Below are 18,927 nucleotides of genomic sequence, written 5' to 3'. Positions count from 1 at the left end.
GGTCACGCCGCCGCGGCGGCGTTCCTGATCCAGCTGCGGAATTCGATGGCCAAATGCTCGCAGTGACCCTCGATCAGGGAGTCCGGAGAGGTGGCCGGATAAATGACGCGGACCACGACGGCCGCGCCGGTTTCGGTGTCCCGCGCCTGGTGCACGCAGTACGCGAAGGCGGTGCCGTCGTCGAGAGTCAGCTCGGCCTGCGCGAGCGTCTGCGGGTAGGCCGGATCGAGGTATTCCGCGATGACCGGGGGAAGTTCCGGCACCATCGCCACCTTGAACCGGGTGAGGTGCCCGCCGATCGTCTCCACCATGCCACCCGGGTACGTGGGCGGCTCGACGTAGTGCTCGGGGTGCGCGTTCACGAGAAGGGCTTTGTCCCCGAATTCTCCGGTGCCCGCTTGCCCGCGGAACCAGTTGGTGAGCTGAGTACCCGTGAGCCCGCGCACCGCGAATTCGGTCCGTGATTCCCGCCACGCACCGCCGGCCGCCTCCACGAGCTCCTTGTGAAAACGGTCACCCGCGTCGATCTGCTCCTTGAGCAGATCCATCATGACCTGACCTCCGGCCACATTCTTCAGGTTCTTCAGTGCCCGGCGAGCAGCCTTCAATTCCCACTGGTCCACCGCGGACTCGTCGAAATCCTGTCCTTTCGTGTGCACGGTGACGGTGACCGAAGTGGACGGCTGAACATCAGCGGTGGTGCTCATGACGATTCTCCTGTTCAACATACTTGACAGCTCACGCCGGTACGGTCGAAACGGCCGGTGGAGCAGAAAGAAGGGTCGAGTGCCCTCATCTCCTAGTGTAAGATGCAGTCATGGATCTTGCAAGCGAGCCACCCGTTCGTGGCCGGCGCAGGCACGGCGCGGAACTCGAGGGTGCGTTGCTGGACGCAGCGTGGGACGAACTGATGGAACGCGGGTATTCCGGCCTGACCTTCGAGTCGGTCGCCGGGCGAGCGGGCACGAGCCGTCCGGTCGTCAACCGCCGCTGGGCGACCAAAGGTGCGCTGGTTCAGGACGCGATCCTCCGCGCGAGTGACCGTGGAGTCCTGACCGACCCGGCCACCGGGTCACTGCGGGACGACACCATCGACCTTATGGAACAGCTCAACGTGTGGTTCGCGGGCTTCGCGGCGATCATGACCGCGCAGCTGGCCGCATATTTCGACGAACTCGGCACCAGTCCCGCCGACCTGCGCGAGATGCTGACCGGGTCCCGGCAGTCGGTGATCGAAACCGTGCTGCAGCGCGCGATCGACCGAGGCGAGATCGACGGCGCGAAGCTGACCCCGCGGATCGCCGGCCTGCCCTACGACCTGCTCCGGCACGAGGCGATCATGCATCTGCGGCCGATGTCGTCCGAGTCGATCCGGGAAGTCGTCGACACGATCTTCATGCCACTGGTCCGCTGAGGAAGTGTCCACTGTGGATGGCTGATTGCCGTTGTCCGGGAGGAGCCGGGTTACCGCGCGGCTCGGGACGGAACCTGCGAATCGGCAGCCCCTACTGTGCGGTCCACCCCCCGTCGACGACCAGACTGTGGCCGGTCACGTAGGCGGCTGCGTCGGAGACCAGGTACAGCACGGCCGACGAAACGTCTCCCACCCCCGCGATCCGGCCGAGCGGAGTGCGGTCCGTCAGGAACTTCTCCCCCGCCGGATCGGCCAGTGGCCCGGCTTCGCTCAGCGGAGTGCGGACGGTGCCCGGGGCGACGGCGTTCACGCGGACTCCGTGCGGCGCTTCCTCGACCGCGAGGCAGCGGGTCAAGTTCTCCACTGCGCCCTTGACCGTGCCGTAGGCCGTGCTTTGGGGACAGGCGACGATGCCCGCGACCGAACTGAGGAACACGACGCTGCCGCCGCCGCGCACATGCGGAAGTGCCGCCTGCGTCAGCACATACGGCGCGCGCAGGTTGACCGACCACATCCGGTCGAGCGCGTCGAGGCTCCGCTCGAACGGCGCGGCTTCGCCGAGCCCCGCGGCGTGGACGAGGATGTCCACGGTACCGAAAGCCGCCACGCATTCGTCGACGATCCGCTCCGGTGCACCCGCCTCCCGCAGGTCCGCGGTAAGACCGACCGCCGCGGCGCCGATCTCGCCGGTTACCTTGCCGAGCCGGTCCTGGTCACGGCCCACTGCGGCGACTCTCGCCCCGGACGCGGCGAGCTGCCGGGCGATGGCCGCGCCGAGTCCGGAGCTTGCCCCGGTCACCAACGCGACCCGTCCGTCAAGGCGCAGTTCCATGGTTTTTCCTCCCCTGTCCGTCATTCGCTTCGCGAGGCGCGCAGTGCCGACGGCACCGCACCTCGCCACCAGTCGGGTTCGGCGGTGCCTTCGGTCACCTCGCCGTCGCAGCGCACGTAATAGCGCTCATCACGGCCGGGCTCGGCGAGCTCACCGGCCAGCACGCGTTCGAGCCAGTCGGCGCCGAACCGCATCATTTCCGCGGCCACGCCGCCGAGGGGATGGAACTCGTTCTCATACACCCGGATCTCCTTCGGCGCGGTGATCCGCTCGTAGGAGGCGATGATCTCCTCGAGACTGCTGAGCTCGTCGAACTCACCGATCCCGATCAGCACCGGGCACACGATGTCCCGGACCAGATCGCCCAGCGGCAACCGAGGCGCCAGCTCCCGGTCGAACGCCTCCTCGTCGGTGTAGCCGGACATCTGCAGGTAGTTGCGCTTGAAGCTGGGCTGGGCCCGCTCGAAGATCGTGGTGAACTCGCCGGTGACGCCTTCGAAGCTGGCGAGGGCGGCCAGCCGGCGGTCGGCCGCGGCGAGCCGGTGTCCCCAGTAGCCGCCCATGCTGACCCCGAACATGCCGATCCGGTCCGCGGCCACCTCCGGAAGGCCGGTCAGGTAGTCGATCCAGTGCGCCAGTGCCCGTTCGGAGTTGGTCACCCCGACCGTAACGCCGCTCTCGCGTGTCTCCCCTTGGCCCGGCCCGTCGATCGACAACGCCACCATCCCGCGCGAGGTGTAATACCGTTCGGCCGGGGACAGGAAGTGCTCTTTGACCATGTCCATGCCCGGCCCGAGGATCACCGCCGGGGCCGCGCGGACGTCCCCCGCCGGCAGATGCAGCAACCCGTAGAGATGACCGCCCTCGAAGTCCAGCACTACCCGCCGGACCCGTCCGCCACGGAGGTCCCCGATGTGGTCCACGCAGCGGTTGAGGTGCTCGCGGAACACGGCCCTGCGGGCATCCCCGACTGGGAGGGCGCCCAGCGCACCGCACCACAGCGTCGCGGACCGCTGAGCGAAATCGGCCGCCGTCGCCAGGAAACCCGTCCGGCGGTAATGGGCGGCGCGCGTTTCGACCTGCTCGGCGACACCAGCCCACGCCTTCGGCATCATGGCACCGGCCTTGACCTGGCTGAACACCCGCTCGAAGTCGGAGTGGTCGACCCCGATCATTTCGAGGCTGCCCCGCGCCTGCGGGTGCAGCGCGTCGAACCCGCCCTGGGCGATCGCCGCATCGAGAGCCCAGCTCTGCCCGATGGCTCGAGAAGTCATCTTCCCTCCAAGTATATAAGACCTTAATTACTAAGTCCTTCTTAGTTAAGCCCTATGCTAAGGTCCCGTCAAGCGGAGGGAGAGTGCATGCCGGACAGCACCGAAGCCGAGACCCGGGACCGCCTCGCACGGGCGGCTTACACACTCAGCGCGGCCGACGCACGGCTGCGCGGCCGGGTGAGCCGGGATCAGGGCGCGCTGTCCTTCCCGCACGCCCGCGCCCTGCGCGCGCTCGCCGAGGAAGGCCCGCTCTCGATCAGCCGGCTCGCCGGGCATACCGAAACCACTGGTGCAGCCGTGACCCAACTGGTGAACGGCCTGGTCAAATCGGGAGACGTCACCCGCGAGCGCGTCGAGGACGACCGCCGGACAGTGCTCGTCCGGATCACCGCATCCGGCCTGCGCAGACACGAGGAACGCGAACGGAAACTGGCGGCTGCCTTCGACGAGACACTGGAGCACTTCCGGCCCGCCCAGCTCACCGCGGCGATCGAAGTCATGGCCGCGATCACCGCCTTCTACGACAAGCTGTGACCTGCCGAGGTACGGAAGGACTTCCGACGCGCCGAAGCGAGGGCTTCCGGCCCGCGGCGTCGAACATGGCAACCCCGGGTCGACGCAGATGTCGATCATCCACGGAGCTGCTTTGCGGTCGATTTCGCCCATGGCCCCGTGCATCGGGCCAGTACGCCGAACATGCCGGCGCCGAAGCCCAGTGCTGGTGCGCGATCCGGACGCGCCAAGTCGGCGGTACTCCATGGGTACTCCTCGCCGTGGCCTCGCGATCCGGAGGGACACGGAGCCGGCGATTTCCGGCCGCGGTGGTCGTTTCCGCAGACATCGACGCCGCGAGCGCCTCTCCCCGCCCAGTCGTCATGCTTCGGCAGGATCACGCACACCACACCGCCCGGTGTCCACGCGTTCCGCGCTCGGGCCACATCGCTCTCGTGTCCGGCCGGGCATGAGCGTTCGCGTCAAGTCCGATGTGGACAGTGGCGGTCGGGTTCTCGGTGACGAGAAGCGAACCGGGGGCTTACGACCGGCGCGCACCGGGCCACGTCGGCTCCGCACGGGCGCCACAGCCGAGGTCGTGCACCGATGAAGGACGACCGGCCGTTTCGCACGTACTCCGCGGACTCGAGTGGGCCGAAAGTCACCACTTGCGCCGTCACCATCCCCGAGTCCGCCGGGGACCTACGGCCCTACCCACGCATCATGCGCTGCCGCACGATCGGAAGCCGAGGAAAGGGCACCTCATGAACTCCCCCGGTCGCTTCATCATCGTCGGTGTCGACGGTTCGCCACACGGCGATGCGGCGCTGCGGTGGGCCCTCGGCGTCGCCGCGCAGCCCGGGGACCGGGTGCACGCCGTCGTGGTCCGGCCCGCCGAGGGGTTGCTGCGGGGGACATCGTTCGCGCTCCACGGCCCGGGTGCGGCGCCCATGCCACACAACCACATCTCGAGCATCCGGCAGGAATACCCGGACGCGCCGGAAGTCACCGTCACCACACCACGAGGAGACCCGGCCACCGAACTGGTCACCGAATCCACCGAGGCAGATCTCCTCGTGGTCGGCGCACACGGCACCGGCCCGGCGCGGGAACCGTTACTGGGCAGCGTTTCGCGGGAGTGCGTACGGTACTCACGCTGTCCGGTGGTGGTCATCACGCCGGAAGCGGCACGGCATCCGCGGCCACCCGGTGAGTCTCGTCGAACTGCGCGGGCATGCCGCCGGTGATGGTGGCTGCTCCGCATCACCACCGGCGGATCACTGCAGAGGCGCCGACCAGTCCAGCTGAACACCCTTGCCGGGCCGCGATTCGAGGGTGAAATCACCGCCGGCCGCTTCGGCTCGTTCGCGCAGATTTCCCAGCCCGCTGGGGGAAACCTCGCCCGGTAACCCGGAACCGTCGTCCGAGACCGAAATCCGCACCACGCCGTCGCGTACGGATACCGAGACCGTCACCGTTGCCGCGCCGGCGTGCCGTACCGCATTGCTGACCGCTTCGCGCACGACCGCTTCCACATGCTCGGCCAGCTGCGCGGGCACCGCGTCGAGCGTGCCCGACATGCTCACCGTCGGGTGCAGTGGCGCGTCGTCGGTGAGCTCCGCGATGGCATCGTGCAGCCGGTGCCGCAGCCGGGTTCCCCCGGCCGCCCCGCCGTGCAGGTCGAAGATCGCCGTGCGGATCTCGTGCACGATCTCGTGCATCTGGTCGATGCTGTCCTGCAACCGCCGTTGCAGTTCCGGCGATTTCGCCCGGCGCTGGGTGCTCTGCATCGCCAGGCCGACCGCGAAAAGCCGCTGGATGACGTGATCGTGCAGGTCACGGGCGATCCGGTCGCGGTCGGACAGCACGTCCCGTTCCCTGGCCGCCTGCTGCTGCGCCGCCAGCTGAAGGGCCAGCGCGGCTTGGTCGGCGAACGACGCCAGCACCGGCAGCTGGGTCGTCTCGAACGGCGCAGCGCCCAGCTCCCGTACCGCGATCAGGACGCCGGAGGTGTAGTCGCCGGCGCGCAAGGGAACCACCAGCGCGGGGCCGTACCGGTGATCCGCGGCGAGTACGAGCTCGGCCAAGCGGCGCGGAGTGCGGTCCCGGTAGACCGAGCCCACGACCGTCCAGGCGACCCCGATCCGCGTCCTGGCAAGGTCCTCCGCCCCGGCTCCCGCGCACACCGCCACGGTCAGCTCCTCGGCATCACCTTCCCACTCCTCTCCGGTGTCGAGGCGGCCCGATCCGGGCAAGGCGAGCATCGTGACGTCCGAGCCGGTCAGTTCCAGCGCCCGCCCGGCGATCAGCTCCAGCGCGTCCACCGGGTCCGTCCCGCCCAGCAGCTCCGTGGTCACCTCACTCGTCGCGCCGAGCCAGCGCTGCCGCAACCGGGCCTGCTCGTACAGGTGCGCGTTCTCGATCGCGATCCCGGCGGCGGCGGCCAGTGCCTGCACGATGACCTCGTCGTCGTCGGTGAAGGCCTCGCCGTCCTTCTTCTCGGTGAGATAGAGGTTGCCGAACACCTCGTCGCGGACCCGTACCGGCACACCGAGGAACGAGTGCATCGGCGGGTGGTTCGGGGGAAAACCGGCCGACGCCGGATGAGCCGAAAGCTCCTCCAGCCGCAGAGGCTTCGCATCATCGATCACCAGCCCGAGCAGTCCGTGTCCCTCGGGCAGGTGCCCGATCCGGGCACGCGTCGCGGCATCGATCCCCCGGTACACGAACTGCGCCAGCGCCCCGTCGTCCCCCAGCACGCCCAGCGCGCCGTAACGAGCCTCGCCGAGCTCCACGGCGGCCCGCACGATCCGATGGAGCGTGGTGTCCAGTTCGAGGCCGGACGCGACCGCGAGCACCGCGTCGAGCAGACCGTCCATCTTGTCGCGGGTGCCGATCAGGATCTCGGCCCGCTCCTGCAGATCACGCAGGGTCTCCCGCAGGCGCAGCTGCGACAGAGTGCCGGACAACCTGCGGCCGGGCTCGCCACCTTCCGACATCACGCCGCCCTTCCGGTGCTCGATGCCGTTCCGGACAAATGACCTTCGCCTCTGTGCACCCCTTTCCGGGAGGTACACCCTGGCGGAACGGCTACGCACGACATCCAGTGTGCCGCCTCTCGCGGCCAGAGGAGAACGATGACTCTCCACGCGGCTCCGACCGGCCAGCTCAGCGCCGACCAAGTCGTCTCCGTGCTGCGCTCGGCCACTCTGGCGCCCTCCACGCACAACACGCAGCCCTGGCTGTTCAGCAGCGGCCCGAGCGGCATCGAACTCTACGCCGACGCCGGCCGGACGCTGCCGATCGCCGATCCCGACCGGCGCGAGCTGCTGCTGTCGTGCGGTGCCGCGCTGTTCAATCTGCGGACCGCGATCCACGCGATCGGGGTACATCCGGCCACCACGCTCTTCCCCCGCCGCGACGACTCCGACCTGCTCGCTGCCGTCTGCCCCCGCGCCAGCACCGTCATCGACCGCCGGCTCGCCGTCCTCGCCAAGGCCATCCCCCGCCGGCACACCAACCGCACCCCGTTCACCGCGAAGCCGGTTCCACCCGAAATCGTCGGACGGCTGCGGCACGCCGTCGAAGTGGAGCACGCCTGGCTGCCCCAGCTCGACCGGCACCAGCTCGCCGGCCTCCGGGAGCTGGTGTCCGAAAGCCACCGCATTCAGGTGAACGACCCGGCGTTCACCGCCGAGTGGCAGCGCTGGACCGGACGCGCCCGCGACAGCCGGGACGGCGTGCCGCTCGGTGCCGGAGGTACCACGGCCGCCGACGACACCTGGGTGCTGCGCGATTTCGGCAGCAGCAGCCGCGCTCCGGCCACCCCGCCTCTGGTGGTGGTGATCGGCACCTTCGACGATCTGCCGGTCGACCGGCTACGCGCCGGCCAAGCCATGCAACGAGCGCTCCTGACCGCGACCGCCGACGGAATCGACGCGTCGTTCATCTCCCAGCCGGTCGAGGTTCCCGCGACGCGCTTCCGGCTGAGGGAATTGCTCGGAGAGGCCCTGTGGCCCCAGATCATCCTGCGTCTCGGCTATGGCACGCCAGTCTCCTGGACGCCCCGCCGGAGTGTGCAGGACGTCCTGCTCGGACCGCCGATGCTCAGCGCCTGAACCCGGCGGCTATCGCTGCCGGCCACGCAGCTCCGTGACGAGCACCGCCGCCTGGGTGCGCCGTTCCATGCCGAGCTTGGTCAGCAACCGGGAAACGTAGTTCTTCACGGTCTTCTCCGCCAGGAACATCCGCTCGGAGATCTGGCGGTTGGTGAGGCCCTCCCCGATCAGCTCCAGCAGCGTGCGCTCCTGATCGGACAGCTGAGCAAGCGGCCCGCGCTTCTTTTCCGCGCTGTCGCGCAGCTTCGCCATCAGCGCGGCCGCGGCGTGCGCGTCCAGCAGCGACTTCCCGGCCCCGACGTCCAGCACCGCCGAAACCAGGTCGAGTCCCTTGATGTCCTTGATGACATAGCCGCTGGCCCCCGCCAGGACGGCGTCGAGCATCGCCTGTTCGTCGGTATAGGACGTGAGCATCAGGCACTTCACGCCAGGCAGCCGGGAACGCAGCTCACGAGCCAGCTCGATGCCGTTGCCGTCGGGCAGCCGCACATCGAGCACGGCCACGTCCGGCCGCAGGGCCGGGATCCGGGCCAGCGCCTGCGACACGGTGCCCGCCTGGCCCACCACCGTGAGCTCGTCCGCCTCTTCCAGCAGGTCGGCGACCCCGCGCCGGACCACCTCGTGATCGTCGACCAGGAAAACCCGCACCATCGGCCCGTCTCCCGCCTCGGCAGCCACACTCCGCCGGGCAGCCAGGAAACGAGCGTACGTCCGGATGGCCCGGCTCGGCCAGGGTCCCGGCAAAGTTGGTCGAGGACCCGTGATCAGCAGAGAGAGCCGTGGCTGCCCGACCGGTTTCGGGTCCGTGAAGGTGCCCCTGACGGACTCAGAGTCCGTGAAGGGGCCCTTCACAGCCCTTCACAGCCCTCCGCAGCTGCGCAGGGCCCTCCACACCGACTTTGCCGACACCCTGGCCCGGCTCGGCCATGACCGAAGTCCTCAGCCCGGTGGAGAAGATCCCCGTTCCACCGGAACAGCCCAGCGCAGCTCGCCATCCCCGGCGACCGCACCTCCGGCAATCCTGAACGTGCCTCCCCGGCGCTTGGCCTGCTCCGCGAGCACGGCCAGCTCGCCGGCCGCGGTACCGGCGACGTCACCGGTACCCTCGTATCGGACGACCGCGGTCACCAGCTCCCCCGACGCCCGGACCTCCACCGCCACCTCCTCCGCCGCGGCATGGAGGGCGACCAGGCGCAGGGCCTCCGTAAGGAACGGGATCACCGCCTCGCACGGGATCGTTTCGAATTTTCCGGTCAGCTCCGAGGACACCGCGAACCCGAGCCGTGCTGCCGCCTCGGACAGCACCCGCAGCACCTGGTCGCGCACCGGTTCCGGGGCCGCCGATGCGGCGTCGTCCAGCTGGAACACCGTGTCCTGCACGTGGCCGATGATGTCGTCCAGATCGGCGATCGTGCCCTTCAGCCGGGCGGCCACCGCCGGGGACCGCACGAGCCCGGCAGTGGTCTGCAGGGACAGGCCGATCGCATACAGGCGCCGCAGGATCTCGTAGTGCAGCTCCGCCGCGATCCGGTCGCGTTCGTCGTGCAGTGCCTCGGCTTCCCGTTCGGCCCGGGCGGCCGCCAGTTCCATGGCCACCGAGGCCTGGTCGGCGAACCAGACCGCGATCTCCAGATCGCCACCCGTGAACGCCGGGCGGCCGCCCAGCCGCGCGACCGTCAGCACCCGGGTCACCTGCCCGCCACCGGTGAACGGCACCAGCAACACCGCGTCGACGTTCAGCTCGACGGCGGAGGGCACGGCCAGCCGGGATCGCTCGTCCGGCAAGGAACCCATCCTTGGCTCGCCGCTCGCGAGCACGATGCCCGCCACGGTGGAGTCCGCCGGCACGACGATCCCCCGGAGCTGATCCGCACCGGCCCCGATCGCCCGCTCGACGCGCACCGTTCCCGGGTCCGGCCCCGGGCAGACCACGCTGACCAGGTCCGCCGCCGCCAAATCCCGCACGTACTCCACGACCCGGGCCCATGGGTCCCCGGCATCCGGCGACAACAACTCGCGAGTGACCACCGCGGACGCGCGCAGCCACTCCTGTTGGTTCCGAGCTGTCTCGCACAGCCGGGCGTTCTCGATCGCGCTCCCCGCCGCGGCCGCCAGCGCCAGCGCCAACTGCTCGTCTTCCTCGGTGAAGGGCCCACGATCCCCGCAAGCGAAGTACAAGTTGCCGAAGACCGCGCCCCGCGCACGGACCGGCACCCCCAGGAAACCGGTCATCGGCGGGTGCCCCTCGGGGAACCCGGCCGAACGGGGATCGTCCTGCAACCGGGTCAGCCGGATCGGCCGCGGGTCCTCGATCACCGCGCCGAGCAGTCCTTTTCCCTCCGGGAGCCGGCCGATCCGCGCCACCGTCTCCTCGTCCATCCCGGTGTGCACGAACTCCGTCAGCCGCCCGTCCGGCCCGACCACGCCCAGTGCCGCGTACTGCGCTCCCACCAGTTCCCGACCGGCCTCCACGATGCGCCTGAGCAACACCGGCACCGCGAGACCACCGGTGACCGCCTGCGTCGCGCGCAACAGCCCCCGGAGCCTGCCCTGGGTCCCGATCACCTCTTGCGCGCGTTCGACCAGCTGTCCCAGCAGTTGGTCGAGTTCCAGCCCCGGCCGGCCGGGGAAGCTCAGCCCGGCCGGCTCCGATACGCTCCGCTGGCTCAACCCGGCTCCCGCCTGTCGGCTCGGTGTCCCAGCCACGTAGCACCGCGAACACACCAGTTTCGCCATCCGGGAGCGAGGCCGTCAAGCGGCCGTCAACGGACCTGTGGCCGGGCCGGTTCGGGGTCGCCGAGCGTCGCCGCTACCGCTCCGGCCGCACCACCAGCACCGGGCACCAGGCATGCTGGATCAACGCCTGGCTGGTCGAGCCGAGCAGCATTCCGGTGAACCCGCCCCGGCCACGGCTCCCCACGACCACCAGGCGAGCCCGGGCGGACTCGTCGAGCAGGATGTGCCGCGGCCGGTCCCGGACCAGTTTGCGCTCCACCGGCACATCGGGGTATTTCTCCTGCCATCCCGCCAGCCGTTCGGCCAGCAGCCGCTCCTCGTCCGGCTGAAGAACCTCCCATTGCGGCAGCAGACGCGCCATCCCCTCGGTCGAGTCGTAGGTGACATCGGCCCAGGCATGCACCGCGACCAGCGGGGCCCGCCGGAAGCTCGCCTCCTCGAACGCCGCGGCGATCGCCGCCTCGCTGTTCGGGCTGCCGTCCACCCCAACCACGACCGGCCCTTCCTGCGGCACCGCACCGTCGCCGTGACGACCGCGGACCACCGTCACCGGGCAGTACGCGTGGCTCGCGACCGTCGCGGTGGTGCCGCCGACCAGCATCCCGGCGAACCCGCCGAGGCCGGTTCGGCCGAGGACCGCCATCCGGGTCCCGCGAGAGCGATCTATCAGCGCGGCCGCGGCCGGATCGTGGCACACCTCGGTCCGGACCCGCACCGCGGGATCGACTTCGAGGGCCAGACCGCGGGCCTCCGCCACGATCCGGTCGCCCTCCCGCTGGATGTTCCTGAAGAGCGCCTCGCTCCCGGCAAGCCCGCCACCGTAGTAGAGCGACGCGACCCGCAGGCAGTGCAGGAGTTCCAGCTCCAACCCCCGCCCGGCGGCGAGCCCGGCGGCCCAGCGGACCGCTTCGGCCGATCCGTCCGAGCCGTCGATCCCGGCGAGCACGGTACGGCCGCGACCGGTCATCGTCCTACCTCCTCTTCCGCGGACACGACGTCCGCTCCGACCACGCCGGGCACCGCCAGCGCGAGCAAAGTGGCGACGTGGCGATCGGATTCGTCGTCATAGCGGTCCACGATGCGCACGATCCCGTCGCGCACCTCGACCTGCCAGCGCCCGTGGCCGCCATAGATCTCCAGCCGGTGCCGCACGTCCGCCGCGATCGCGTCGTCCGCCCGGGCCAGCACCCGGACGACATCGCCCCGGGTGACGATCCCGACCACCCGGGCACCATCGACGATCGGCATCGCCCGGATCCGTCCATCCACCAGGGCCTGGCAGAGATCGGCCACGTCGGTGCCGGACGACATCCCGGTCGCCGGCGTGGTCATCACCGCACCCACCAGCGTGTCGACCGCACCGGGGCGGGCGGGATGCCGGTATGCCGAGCGTGCGTCCGCCGGGACGCCCCGGCGGATCAGATCCGCCTCGGTCACGATCCCGATCAACCGGTCGTCCTCGTCGACCACCGGCAGCGCGGTGAACCCGTGCCCGGACAGGATTTCGGCCGCCTGCTTGACCGGCGTCCACGGATACACCGTCATCACCGGAGACGACATCAGCTCGCGTGCGCGCATCAGGTCCGTCCTTTCATTGTGCTGTCCCGAAAGCAGGCAGCGAACCAGGTACGCACGCTGCCGGGAGCAGGCCGTCGGCACGGGTCACCGAGCCACCACCCGCTGCACATACCGGCTCAGCAGAACCAGCAACCCCACCAGCGCGAGCGTCACCCACTGCGCCGGCTCACGAAAGCCGAGCACCGAGAGCTGGATCGCGAGCCAGCCCGCGATCACCACGCTCGCGGCATACGCGAACCCGGGCGCCTGCCGGTCAACCCGCCAAGCCACCCCGGCGGCCCAGCCGAGAGTGCCACCAACCACGACGATGAGCGCCACACCGGGCAGCACCCAGGTGGACAACCCGAACGGGGCGAGGACGGCGGTCGGCAACCGGAAACCGGGCACGCCCGCGATCAGGCAGACCCCGCCGACCAGCGCGCCCGCCGCAACCACGGTTTCGTAGGACGCGAGCACCCGCAGCGCGACCCGGCCCCGCATCGTCGTCATGGCCGGTTCCCCGGCCGCACGACCGCCACCGGGCAGGCCGAATGCACCAGCAGGGCCTGGCTGGTGGAACCCAGCAGCATCCCGTCGAACCCGCCCCGCCCCCGGCTGCCGACCACGACCAGCTGCGCGTCCTCGCCGAACTTCAGCAGCGTCCGCACCGGCCGTCCCGGGCCGGCCCGCACGTCGATCCGCAGCTGCGGGAACTTCTCCCGCCACGGCGCGAGCTGGTCCTCGACCCGCCGGCATTCGGCCGCGGCGACCTCGCCGGGCACCCGGTTCGCGCCCCGCGCCGAACCGTCCGCGTGCCACTGCTCGTTCCAGGTGTGCACGGCCAGCAGGACTTCGTGCCGGGAGACCGCTTCGGCACAGGCGAAGCCGAGCGCGTCATCGCTGTCGGCCGAGCCGTCCAGCCCGGCCACCACCGGACCGGCCGCCGGGGGCGGATCGTCCGGCATCCGGCCCCGCACCACCACGACCGGGCACCGCGCGTGGGCGACCAGCCCGACCGCGGTCGAGCCGACCAGCAGACCGGTGAACCCGCCGAGGCCCCGGGAACCCAGCACGGCCAGTTCGGCGCCGCGGCTCTCCCGCCGCAGGACCGCGACCGGGCTTCCCTCGGCGACGAGCCGCTCGGTCGGCAACGACGGCCATCGCTGCAGCACAGCGGCTTCGGCCTCGGCGAGCCACGCGCGGGCCTGATGCCGGAACCCGGAACGCACCCCCCGTACCCCCGGACCGGTGATGCCCGGCGACGGGACCACGTACACCTGCACGAGCCGCAGCACCAAGCTCCGCCGGGCCGCCTGCTCGGCGGCCCAGACCACGGCGTGGCGCGCCGACGCCGAACCGTCCACGCCCGCCAGCACGACGCCCCGGTCACCTTCGGACACGATGAGTCCCTCCCCCGGCCCGCCGCTGCGCGCGCTGCCGCTCGGACCGCTCGCGATCGTGCTCGTCCTGCGCCGAAATCTCGGCTTCGGTCAGCACGATCGCGTCCGGTCCGGGGAAGATCGTCGAAACATGATCATCGGCCTGCCAGCGCACCGTGAACGGCGGACCGCCGTCCGGGGAACCGACCTCGACGATGCGGCCCCGCTGCTCCGGGAGGTCCACCCGGACGCCCTTCACCACCAGCCAATCTCCGGGCTGTGCCTGCATTTCTCCTCCTCGATCCCCAGTGCTCGAACTGTCATTGCGGGCAAAGCTCCACCGCCACCACGCCTGCCACAATCCGCCCCAGCGCGGCTACGAGCCGCCGCTCGGCCTCGTCCGCGAACACACCGCGGATCGTGACGATCCCGCCGGTCACCGACACCTCCCAAAGAGCGCGATGCCCTGCGTAGTCACGCAGCAGTCCCCGCAGCTGAGCCGCGATCGTGTCGTCCTGGCGGACCAGCGGCCGCAGCAGATCGCGGCGGCTCACGATCCCGGCGAGGCCGCCTTCGTCGATCACCGGGATGCTGCGCAGCCGGCCCACGAGCATCCGTGCGGCGATGTCGCTGACATCGGCATCGAGGTCCACGGTGTCGACCGGTTTCGTCATGACCTCGTGCACCCGCAGGTCCGGCCCGACCGGCTCCCCGGTCAGCACCCCGGCCAGCGCGTCCGCTTCGGTGAAGATGCCGACGACCTGGTTCTCGTCGTCGACCACCGGCAGCGCCGCCACACCGTGCTCGGTCAGCAGCGCGATCGCCTCGCGGACCGGGGTTCCCGGTCCGGCCCGGACCACCGGCCGGGTCATGATGTCCCGTGCTCGCACGGTCTTCTCCCACACTCTTCAGGGGCCTGGCGGCTCAGTGGACGACGGCTACCGGGCACGCCGCGTCCGCGAACAGCCGGTTTCCGGTGGACCCGGACAAGCCACCCGTGACCGGCCCCGGCTGCCGATGACAATCAGGAGCGGCGCTTTTCCACGGTCTCTCACCGGGACCGGCTCCGGTGAGAGACCGAAGTCCCTTCTCGCGAGGACGGAAGTGCCGCCCGCAGGCCGTGAAGGTGGCCTTCACAGCCTCAGAGTCCAGGGTGTCGGCAAAGTCGGTGTGAGGGGACCTGCGCAGACTGCGGAGGTCCGTGAAGGTCTGTGAAGGGGCCCTTCACAGACTCAGAGTCCGTGAAGGGACCCTTCACGGCACCAGGTCCGGGTCGTCACAACAGGGGGCCGGGGTAGTAGGTGTCTGCGGTCTCGTCCTCGGGCAGTGGCTCGCGTTCCTCGGCGGAACGGGCAGGGACGATCACGACCGGGCAACGGGACTGCCGCAGGCAGTACGCGGAGACCGAGCCGACGAGCATCCGCAGGACCCGGCTGTGCCCGTGACTGCCCAGCACCAGCATCGCCGCGCCGGCCGAGGCGCGGACCAGCGCCGGGCCGGGCGCCCCCTCGATCGTCCCGGTCCGCAGCGGCACCGGTTCCCCCTCGGCACGCACGGTCGCCGCCATGGTGTCCAGTTCGCGCTGAAAGCGGGCAGCGATCTCGGCGGGCGGGCGGCCGGCCGCCGGCTCGAGGTCACGGAGCGGGCCGAACGTCCACGCCCGCAAAGTCACCACGGTCCGGCCACTGGCTCTGGCCTCCGCCAGCCCCCAGCGCAACGCCGCGGCACTGGCCGCGGATCCGTCGACGCCCACGACGATCTCGTCCTGGCCGGCTGTGGTCATGGTCTTCTCCTCCGTCCGCCTCGCCCGCCGACGCTAAGCCGGTGCCGGCCACCGGGACTGTGGGCAGACGTCCGCGACGCCGGAGTCTTTGGTCCCGCGGCCCAGGACGCTGCGGCTCTCGCCTAACGCGGCACATCCCTCACGATGACAAATCCGTCACTCGAAACGGTGCCCGTTTCGGCACCGGGGTGACCCGGTGTAGCCCAGCGCCGAAGAATCCCTTCCCTGGCCCGGTATCCGGGGCCACCACCAGGACGGCTAGGTTGGCAGCCTGCACATTGTCGCCTAAAATAGGTATTCCGCATCGAATCGGTTATTTCGATTCGGCGAGTGAATGCGAACGCTGTCAGCGCTCCGGCCCCCGTGTTCAGACCTGTGCACCGCGAAACGGTCGAATACCCCGGAGATGTGATGCCGCGACCAGATTTCCCGGCGGAGGCCCGCCGCGGCCGCCGATGCGAACACTGCGGGCGGCACATCACGCCCGGACGGATTCAGGTCGCCCTGGTCCCGGATCCGTCCGCCGTCGATTTCACGGAGTACGCGATGCACGGCCGGCGTCTGGTCTACGCCTGCTGCGACGAGCATCTCACCGCGGTCGTCGAACGAGCCCACGTCGGCTGGAGCGAGGCGCAGTGGTGGTTCGAGCTGCTCAGCCAGGCCAGCCTGCATCCTTCGTTGCAGGACGCGACGGTGGAGCGGATCGCACGCGAAGCACGGCTGGCCCCGGAGCAGCTCCACGCGGCAATGACGTGGAACTCGCGCTGCACGCCATCGCACGCCCGGCTCCCCGGCGGGCAGCTTCTCCCGGCGATCCCCGATCCTCGGAAACCCCTTGGCCCGGAGCCGCCCGGTACGTCGCAGTGAAGCTCGGACACAAAGCAGCACCGCTGATCGCCCCGGACCCCGGATGCCGAACGTTCCTCGGCCCGCCAACGCTTTTCCGGCCGTACAGCAGGTCCGTCAGTCAGTACCGGCCGGATCCGGGGACCTTCGGCCCTTTTCGGCATGCTGGTCCGCGCGGAGCCTGAAGGCGACCGGCCGAGCTCGGTCGGGGGGCCCGGCGGTCACCAGCCGTCCGGCCGCGGCACGGCGAAAGGGCGAAAGGGCGAAAGGGCAGGGTCCCGGCAAAGTTGGCCGAGGACCCGTGATCAGCAGAGTGCTGTGGCTGCCGCGTCATCATCGACGGCGCCTGCCCTCTCGATCGATCACGCCCGGCAGCAGGCGAAGCGGAGGTGTTCGAGATGCGCGACCACCTCGTGGTGTGCGCCGGACCTGTCTCGGGTCTGTGAAGGGGCCCTTCACAGACTCAGAGTCCGTGATGGGCCCCTTCACGGACCTCCGCAGTCTGCGCAGGGCCCCTCACACCGACTTTGCCGACACCCTGGTGCCGAAGGGCACTGACGCCTCCCGGCGGGCCGGCCGGGCTTCGATACGGCCGCCGCGGCGCGGTATACAGAGATGAGAATCGATGACAGTCCAGATCGTGCACATCGACGAGGAAACCCGCCTGCTGAACGGAATCAGCGCTTACGTGGCGGAGGTGAGTTCCGCGGCCGGCGTCGGTCCGGAATCCTGCACACTCGACCTCGATCGGCCGATGTCGGCCTATATCGCGCTCGACGGGCAGCTCGCCGCCTATCCCGGACGCGATACCGCTCTGGTGTGGGATGAACGCCATGGCTGGTCGTTCACCGTCGAAACCCACTCCGGCGAGGATCTGCTCGTGGTCGCCTATCTGGGCGGGGAGCGGGTTCCGCCGCCCGGCGCGGTCCGGGAATTCCTCCGGAGTGTCCGTGCCCGGACCCGGCGCGGCGAACCGCCCACGCCGCCGACCTTCGGATAACGCTCGGTCAGTCCGTATGCAGCACCGCGGCTCCGGTGACCCGGCCCGCGGCGAGATCGGTCAGCGCCTGCACGGCCTCGGAAAGGGCGTAGGCCGTCGTGCTGACGTGCAACCGGTGCCGGTCGGCGAACCGGAAGAACTTCCGCGCGTCCGCCCGGGTGTTGGCCGTGACGCTGCGCACCTGCCGTTCCTGGAACAGATGCCGCCGATAGTCCAGCACCGGGATGCCGGTCAGGTGGATCCCGGCGACCGCCAGCGTGCCCCCGCGATCGAGCGCGGACAGCGCGATCGGCACGAGTTCCCCGGCCGGTGCGAACAGGATGGCCGAGTCCAGCGGCTCCGGCGGGACGTCACCGGCGGACGCGGCGCCGAGTTCCAGCGCGAGCTTCCGGGCCGCTGCGCTGCGGGTGAGGACATGCACCGTGACACCCCGGGCCAGTGCGACCTGGGCCGCCAGATGCGCGCTCCCGCCGAACCCGTAAATGCCGAGGCGACCGCCTTCAGGGACTTCGGCACGGTTCAGCGCCCGGTAACCGATCACACCCGCGCAGAGCAACGGCGCCAATTCCTCGTCGGAGTAGCCTGCCGGCAGGCGATGGGCGAACGCGGCCGGGACCACTGCGTACTCGGCATATCCGCCGTCGGCGTCCCAGCCGGTGTACCGGGATTCCAGACACAGATTCTCCTTGCCGGTACGGCAGAACCGGCACACTCCGCACGTGGCGCGCAGCCAGGCGATGCCGACCCGGTCCCCGGGCGAGAAGCCGCCCAGCCCGTGCGTCACCACCTCGCCGACGACCTCGTGTCCCGGAATCACGCCCGGTGCGTGCACCGGCAGATCTCCTTCCGCGACATGCAGGTCAGTGCGGCATACTCCGCACACGCGCACGCGCACCAGAAGTTCCCCGGGGCCGGGCACCGGCACCGGCAGCCGCTCCCGGACCAGCGGCCGCCCGCCGATCGGCCCCGGCTCGCGCACACGCCAGCCCCACATCCGCTCCGTCATCGCCGCCCCTCTCCCCCACGTGCCCGCCGTCGTCCACGATGACCTCGCGGCGGCTCCGCGCGCGACGTCCGCAGGTCCCTCTGCCCGGGGACGTTCGGCTCTTCCGCCGGGACGAGACGGGCCGCAGAGTGGTTCGATGAGCACACCTGCCCGCAGCGCGGCGCGCCGGACGGTGACAGCCGGGATCCTCGTGCTGCTCGTGGCCGCGGCGGCCAGCCGCGCCGCACCGGCCGGGGCCTCCGCGCCGCCTGGATTCTGGTCCGGCATCTGGCACGGTCTTCTCCGCCCGATCACGTTCCTTGCGTCGCTCTTCGGCGGCAGCAGCACCCACGACAGCGGGCACTGGTACGACTTCGGCTTCGTGCTCGGCATAGTCGTGGCCGCGAGCGCCTTCCCCCGGCCGGGCTACTTCCACACTGGCCGACACCGGAAATCCCGGTAGCCCACCCGACCTCGGATCCATTGTGGACACCCGCCGGAGGACCCCGCA

21 protein-coding genes are annotated in these 18,927 nt (G+C 70.4%); 7 read left to right on the top strand and 14 right to left on the bottom strand.

Annotation, left to right across the window (positions count from 1 at the left end; all coding sequences use genetic code 11):
* Nucleotides 1–2: 2 nt before the first annotated feature.
* The gene (locus ATK36_RS03920) at nt 3–707 is read right to left on the bottom strand and encodes a hypothetical protein (protein WP_098509852.1); all 705 of its coding nucleotides are present in this window, start codon (nt 705–707) and stop codon (nt 3–5) included.
* Between the two features lie 110 nt (nt 708–817).
* Here ATK36_RS03920 and ATK36_RS03915 point away from each other — a divergent pair, with 110 nt between their 5' ends.
* Complete coding sequence (locus ATK36_RS03915) at nt 818–1,414, top strand: TetR/AcrR family transcriptional regulator (RefSeq protein ID WP_098509851.1); 597 nt, start codon at nt 818–820, stop codon at nt 1,412–1,414.
* Nucleotides 1,415–1,505: 91 nt separating this feature from the next.
* On the opposite strand, the gene ATK36_RS03910 is transcribed toward ATK36_RS03915, so the two are convergent.
* Together ATK36_RS03910 and ATK36_RS03905 are read right to left on the bottom strand one after the other, a co-directional pair.
* Complete coding sequence (locus ATK36_RS03910; protein ID WP_098509850.1) at nt 1,506–2,246, bottom strand: SDR family NAD(P)-dependent oxidoreductase; 741 nt, start codon at nt 2,244–2,246, stop codon at nt 1,506–1,508.
* Nucleotides 2,247–2,266: 20 nt separating this feature from the next.
* Nucleotides 2,267–3,520, bottom strand: a complete 1,254-nt coding sequence (locus ATK36_RS03905) for an alpha/beta hydrolase (protein WP_098509849.1) — start codon at nt 3,518–3,520, stop codon at nt 2,267–2,269.
* A gap of 87 nt (nt 3,521–3,607) precedes the next feature.
* On the opposite strand from ATK36_RS03905, the gene ATK36_RS03900 reads away from it, so the two are divergent.
* Both ATK36_RS03900 and ATK36_RS03895 read left to right on the top strand, forming a co-directional pair.
* The gene (locus ATK36_RS03900; protein ID WP_098509848.1) at nt 3,608–4,054 is read left to right on the top strand and encodes a MarR family winged helix-turn-helix transcriptional regulator; all 447 of its coding nucleotides are present in this window, start codon (nt 3,608–3,610) and stop codon (nt 4,052–4,054) included.
* A 722-nt stretch (nt 4,055–4,776) separates the two neighbouring features.
* On the top strand, nt 4,777–5,259 hold the full coding sequence (locus ATK36_RS03895; protein ID WP_098509847.1) for a universal stress protein: 483 nt from the start codon (nt 4,777–4,779) through the stop codon (nt 5,257–5,259).
* 30 nt (nt 5,260–5,289) lie between these two features.
* Here the strand turns inward: ATK36_RS03895 and ATK36_RS03890 are convergent, their stop codons facing one another.
* Nucleotides 5,290–7,011 (bottom strand): GAF domain-containing sensor histidine kinase, encoded by a 1,722-nt coding sequence (locus ATK36_RS03890; protein ID WP_098509846.1) that lies wholly within the window; start codon nt 7,009–7,011, stop codon nt 5,290–5,292.
* Between the two features lie 138 nt (nt 7,012–7,149).
* Between ATK36_RS03890 and ATK36_RS03885 the strand changes: the two genes are divergently transcribed.
* Nucleotides 7,150–8,130 (top strand): Acg family FMN-binding oxidoreductase, encoded by a 981-nt coding sequence (locus ATK36_RS03885; protein WP_098509845.1) that lies wholly within the window; start codon nt 7,150–7,152, stop codon nt 8,128–8,130.
* Nucleotides 8,131–8,139: 9 nt separating this feature from the next.
* On the opposite strand, the gene ATK36_RS03880 is transcribed toward ATK36_RS03885, so the two are convergent.
* The 9 genes from ATK36_RS03880 to ATK36_RS03840 all read right to left on the bottom strand — a co-directional run bounded on the left by ATK36_RS03880 (nt 8,140) and on the right by ATK36_RS03840 (nt 15,585).
* On the bottom strand, nt 8,140–8,781 hold the full coding sequence (locus ATK36_RS03880; RefSeq protein ID WP_098509844.1) for a response regulator transcription factor: 642 nt from the start codon (nt 8,779–8,781) through the stop codon (nt 8,140–8,142).
* Nucleotides 8,782–9,069: 288 nt separating this feature from the next.
* The gene (locus ATK36_RS03875) at nt 9,070–10,800 is read right to left on the bottom strand and encodes a GAF domain-containing protein (protein WP_170069583.1); all 1,731 of its coding nucleotides are present in this window, start codon (nt 10,798–10,800) and stop codon (nt 9,070–9,072) included.
* 139 nt (nt 10,801–10,939) lie between these two features.
* Nucleotides 10,940–11,833 carry a universal stress protein gene (locus ATK36_RS03870; protein ID WP_098509842.1) on the bottom strand — a complete coding sequence of 298 codons (894 nt, stop codon included), beginning with the start codon at nt 11,831–11,833 and terminating at the stop codon, nt 10,940–10,942.
* Nucleotides 11,830–12,444: a CBS domain-containing protein gene (locus tag ATK36_RS03865; protein WP_098509841.1), complete on the bottom strand. Its 615-nt coding sequence runs from the start codon at nt 12,442–12,444 to the stop codon at nt 11,830–11,832. The genes ATK36_RS03870 and ATK36_RS03865 overlap by 4 nt, the downstream gene beginning before the upstream one ends.
* 84 nt (nt 12,445–12,528) lie before the next feature.
* Nucleotides 12,529–12,933 (bottom strand): hypothetical protein, encoded by a 405-nt coding sequence (locus ATK36_RS03860; RefSeq protein WP_098509840.1) that lies wholly within the window; start codon nt 12,931–12,933, stop codon nt 12,529–12,531.
* Nucleotides 12,930–13,823, bottom strand: a complete 894-nt coding sequence (locus ATK36_RS03855) for a universal stress protein (protein WP_098509839.1) — start codon at nt 13,821–13,823, stop codon at nt 12,930–12,932. The genes ATK36_RS03860 and ATK36_RS03855 overlap by 4 nt, the downstream gene beginning before the upstream one ends.
* A complete protein-coding gene (locus ATK36_RS03850; RefSeq protein WP_098509838.1) occupies nt 13,810–14,091 on the bottom strand; it encodes a DUF1918 domain-containing protein in 282 nt (93 codons plus the stop codon). The genes ATK36_RS03855 and ATK36_RS03850 overlap by 14 nt, the downstream gene beginning before the upstream one ends.
* A 31-nt stretch (nt 14,092–14,122) precedes the next feature.
* A complete protein-coding gene (locus tag ATK36_RS03845; protein WP_098510322.1) occupies nt 14,123–14,692 on the bottom strand; it encodes a CBS domain-containing protein in 570 nt (189 codons plus the stop codon).
* A gap of 386 nt (nt 14,693–15,078) precedes the next feature.
* Nucleotides 15,079–15,585: a universal stress protein gene (locus ATK36_RS03840; RefSeq protein WP_098509837.1), complete on the bottom strand. Its 507-nt coding sequence runs from the start codon at nt 15,583–15,585 to the stop codon at nt 15,079–15,081.
* A gap of 411 nt (nt 15,586–15,996) precedes the next feature.
* Here ATK36_RS03840 and ATK36_RS03835 point away from each other — a divergent pair, with 411 nt between their 5' ends.
* Both ATK36_RS03835 and ATK36_RS03830 read left to right on the top strand, forming a co-directional pair.
* On the top strand, nt 15,997–16,452 hold the full coding sequence (locus ATK36_RS03835; protein WP_098509836.1) for a hypothetical protein: 456 nt from the start codon (nt 15,997–15,999) through the stop codon (nt 16,450–16,452).
* Between the two features lie 604 nt (nt 16,453–17,056).
* Nucleotides 17,057–17,431, top strand: coding sequence for a DUF6292 family protein (locus ATK36_RS03830; RefSeq protein ID WP_098509835.1), 375 nt, complete (start codon nt 17,057–17,059; stop codon nt 17,429–17,431).
* Nucleotides 17,432–17,438: 7 nt separating this feature from the next.
* Here the strand turns inward: ATK36_RS03830 and ATK36_RS03825 are convergent, their stop codons facing one another.
* Nucleotides 17,439–18,425 (bottom strand): zinc-binding alcohol dehydrogenase family protein, encoded by a 987-nt coding sequence (locus ATK36_RS03825; protein ID WP_170069624.1) that lies wholly within the window; start codon nt 18,423–18,425, stop codon nt 17,439–17,441.
* Nucleotides 18,426–18,573: 148 nt separating this feature from the next.
* On the opposite strand from ATK36_RS03825, the gene ATK36_RS03820 reads away from it, so the two are divergent.
* A complete protein-coding gene (locus tag ATK36_RS03820; RefSeq protein WP_098509833.1) occupies nt 18,574–18,879 on the top strand; it encodes a hypothetical protein in 306 nt (101 codons plus the stop codon).
* Nucleotides 18,880–18,927: the final 48 nt, after the last annotated feature.

This window comes from Amycolatopsis sulphurea (assembly GCF_002564045.1).
Taxonomy (GTDB): Bacteria; Actinomycetota; Actinomycetes; order Mycobacteriales; family Pseudonocardiaceae; genus Amycolatopsis; species Amycolatopsis sulphurea.
Note: the sequence above shows the minus strand (reverse complement) of the source record. Positions and strands in the feature narration are given on the sequence as shown.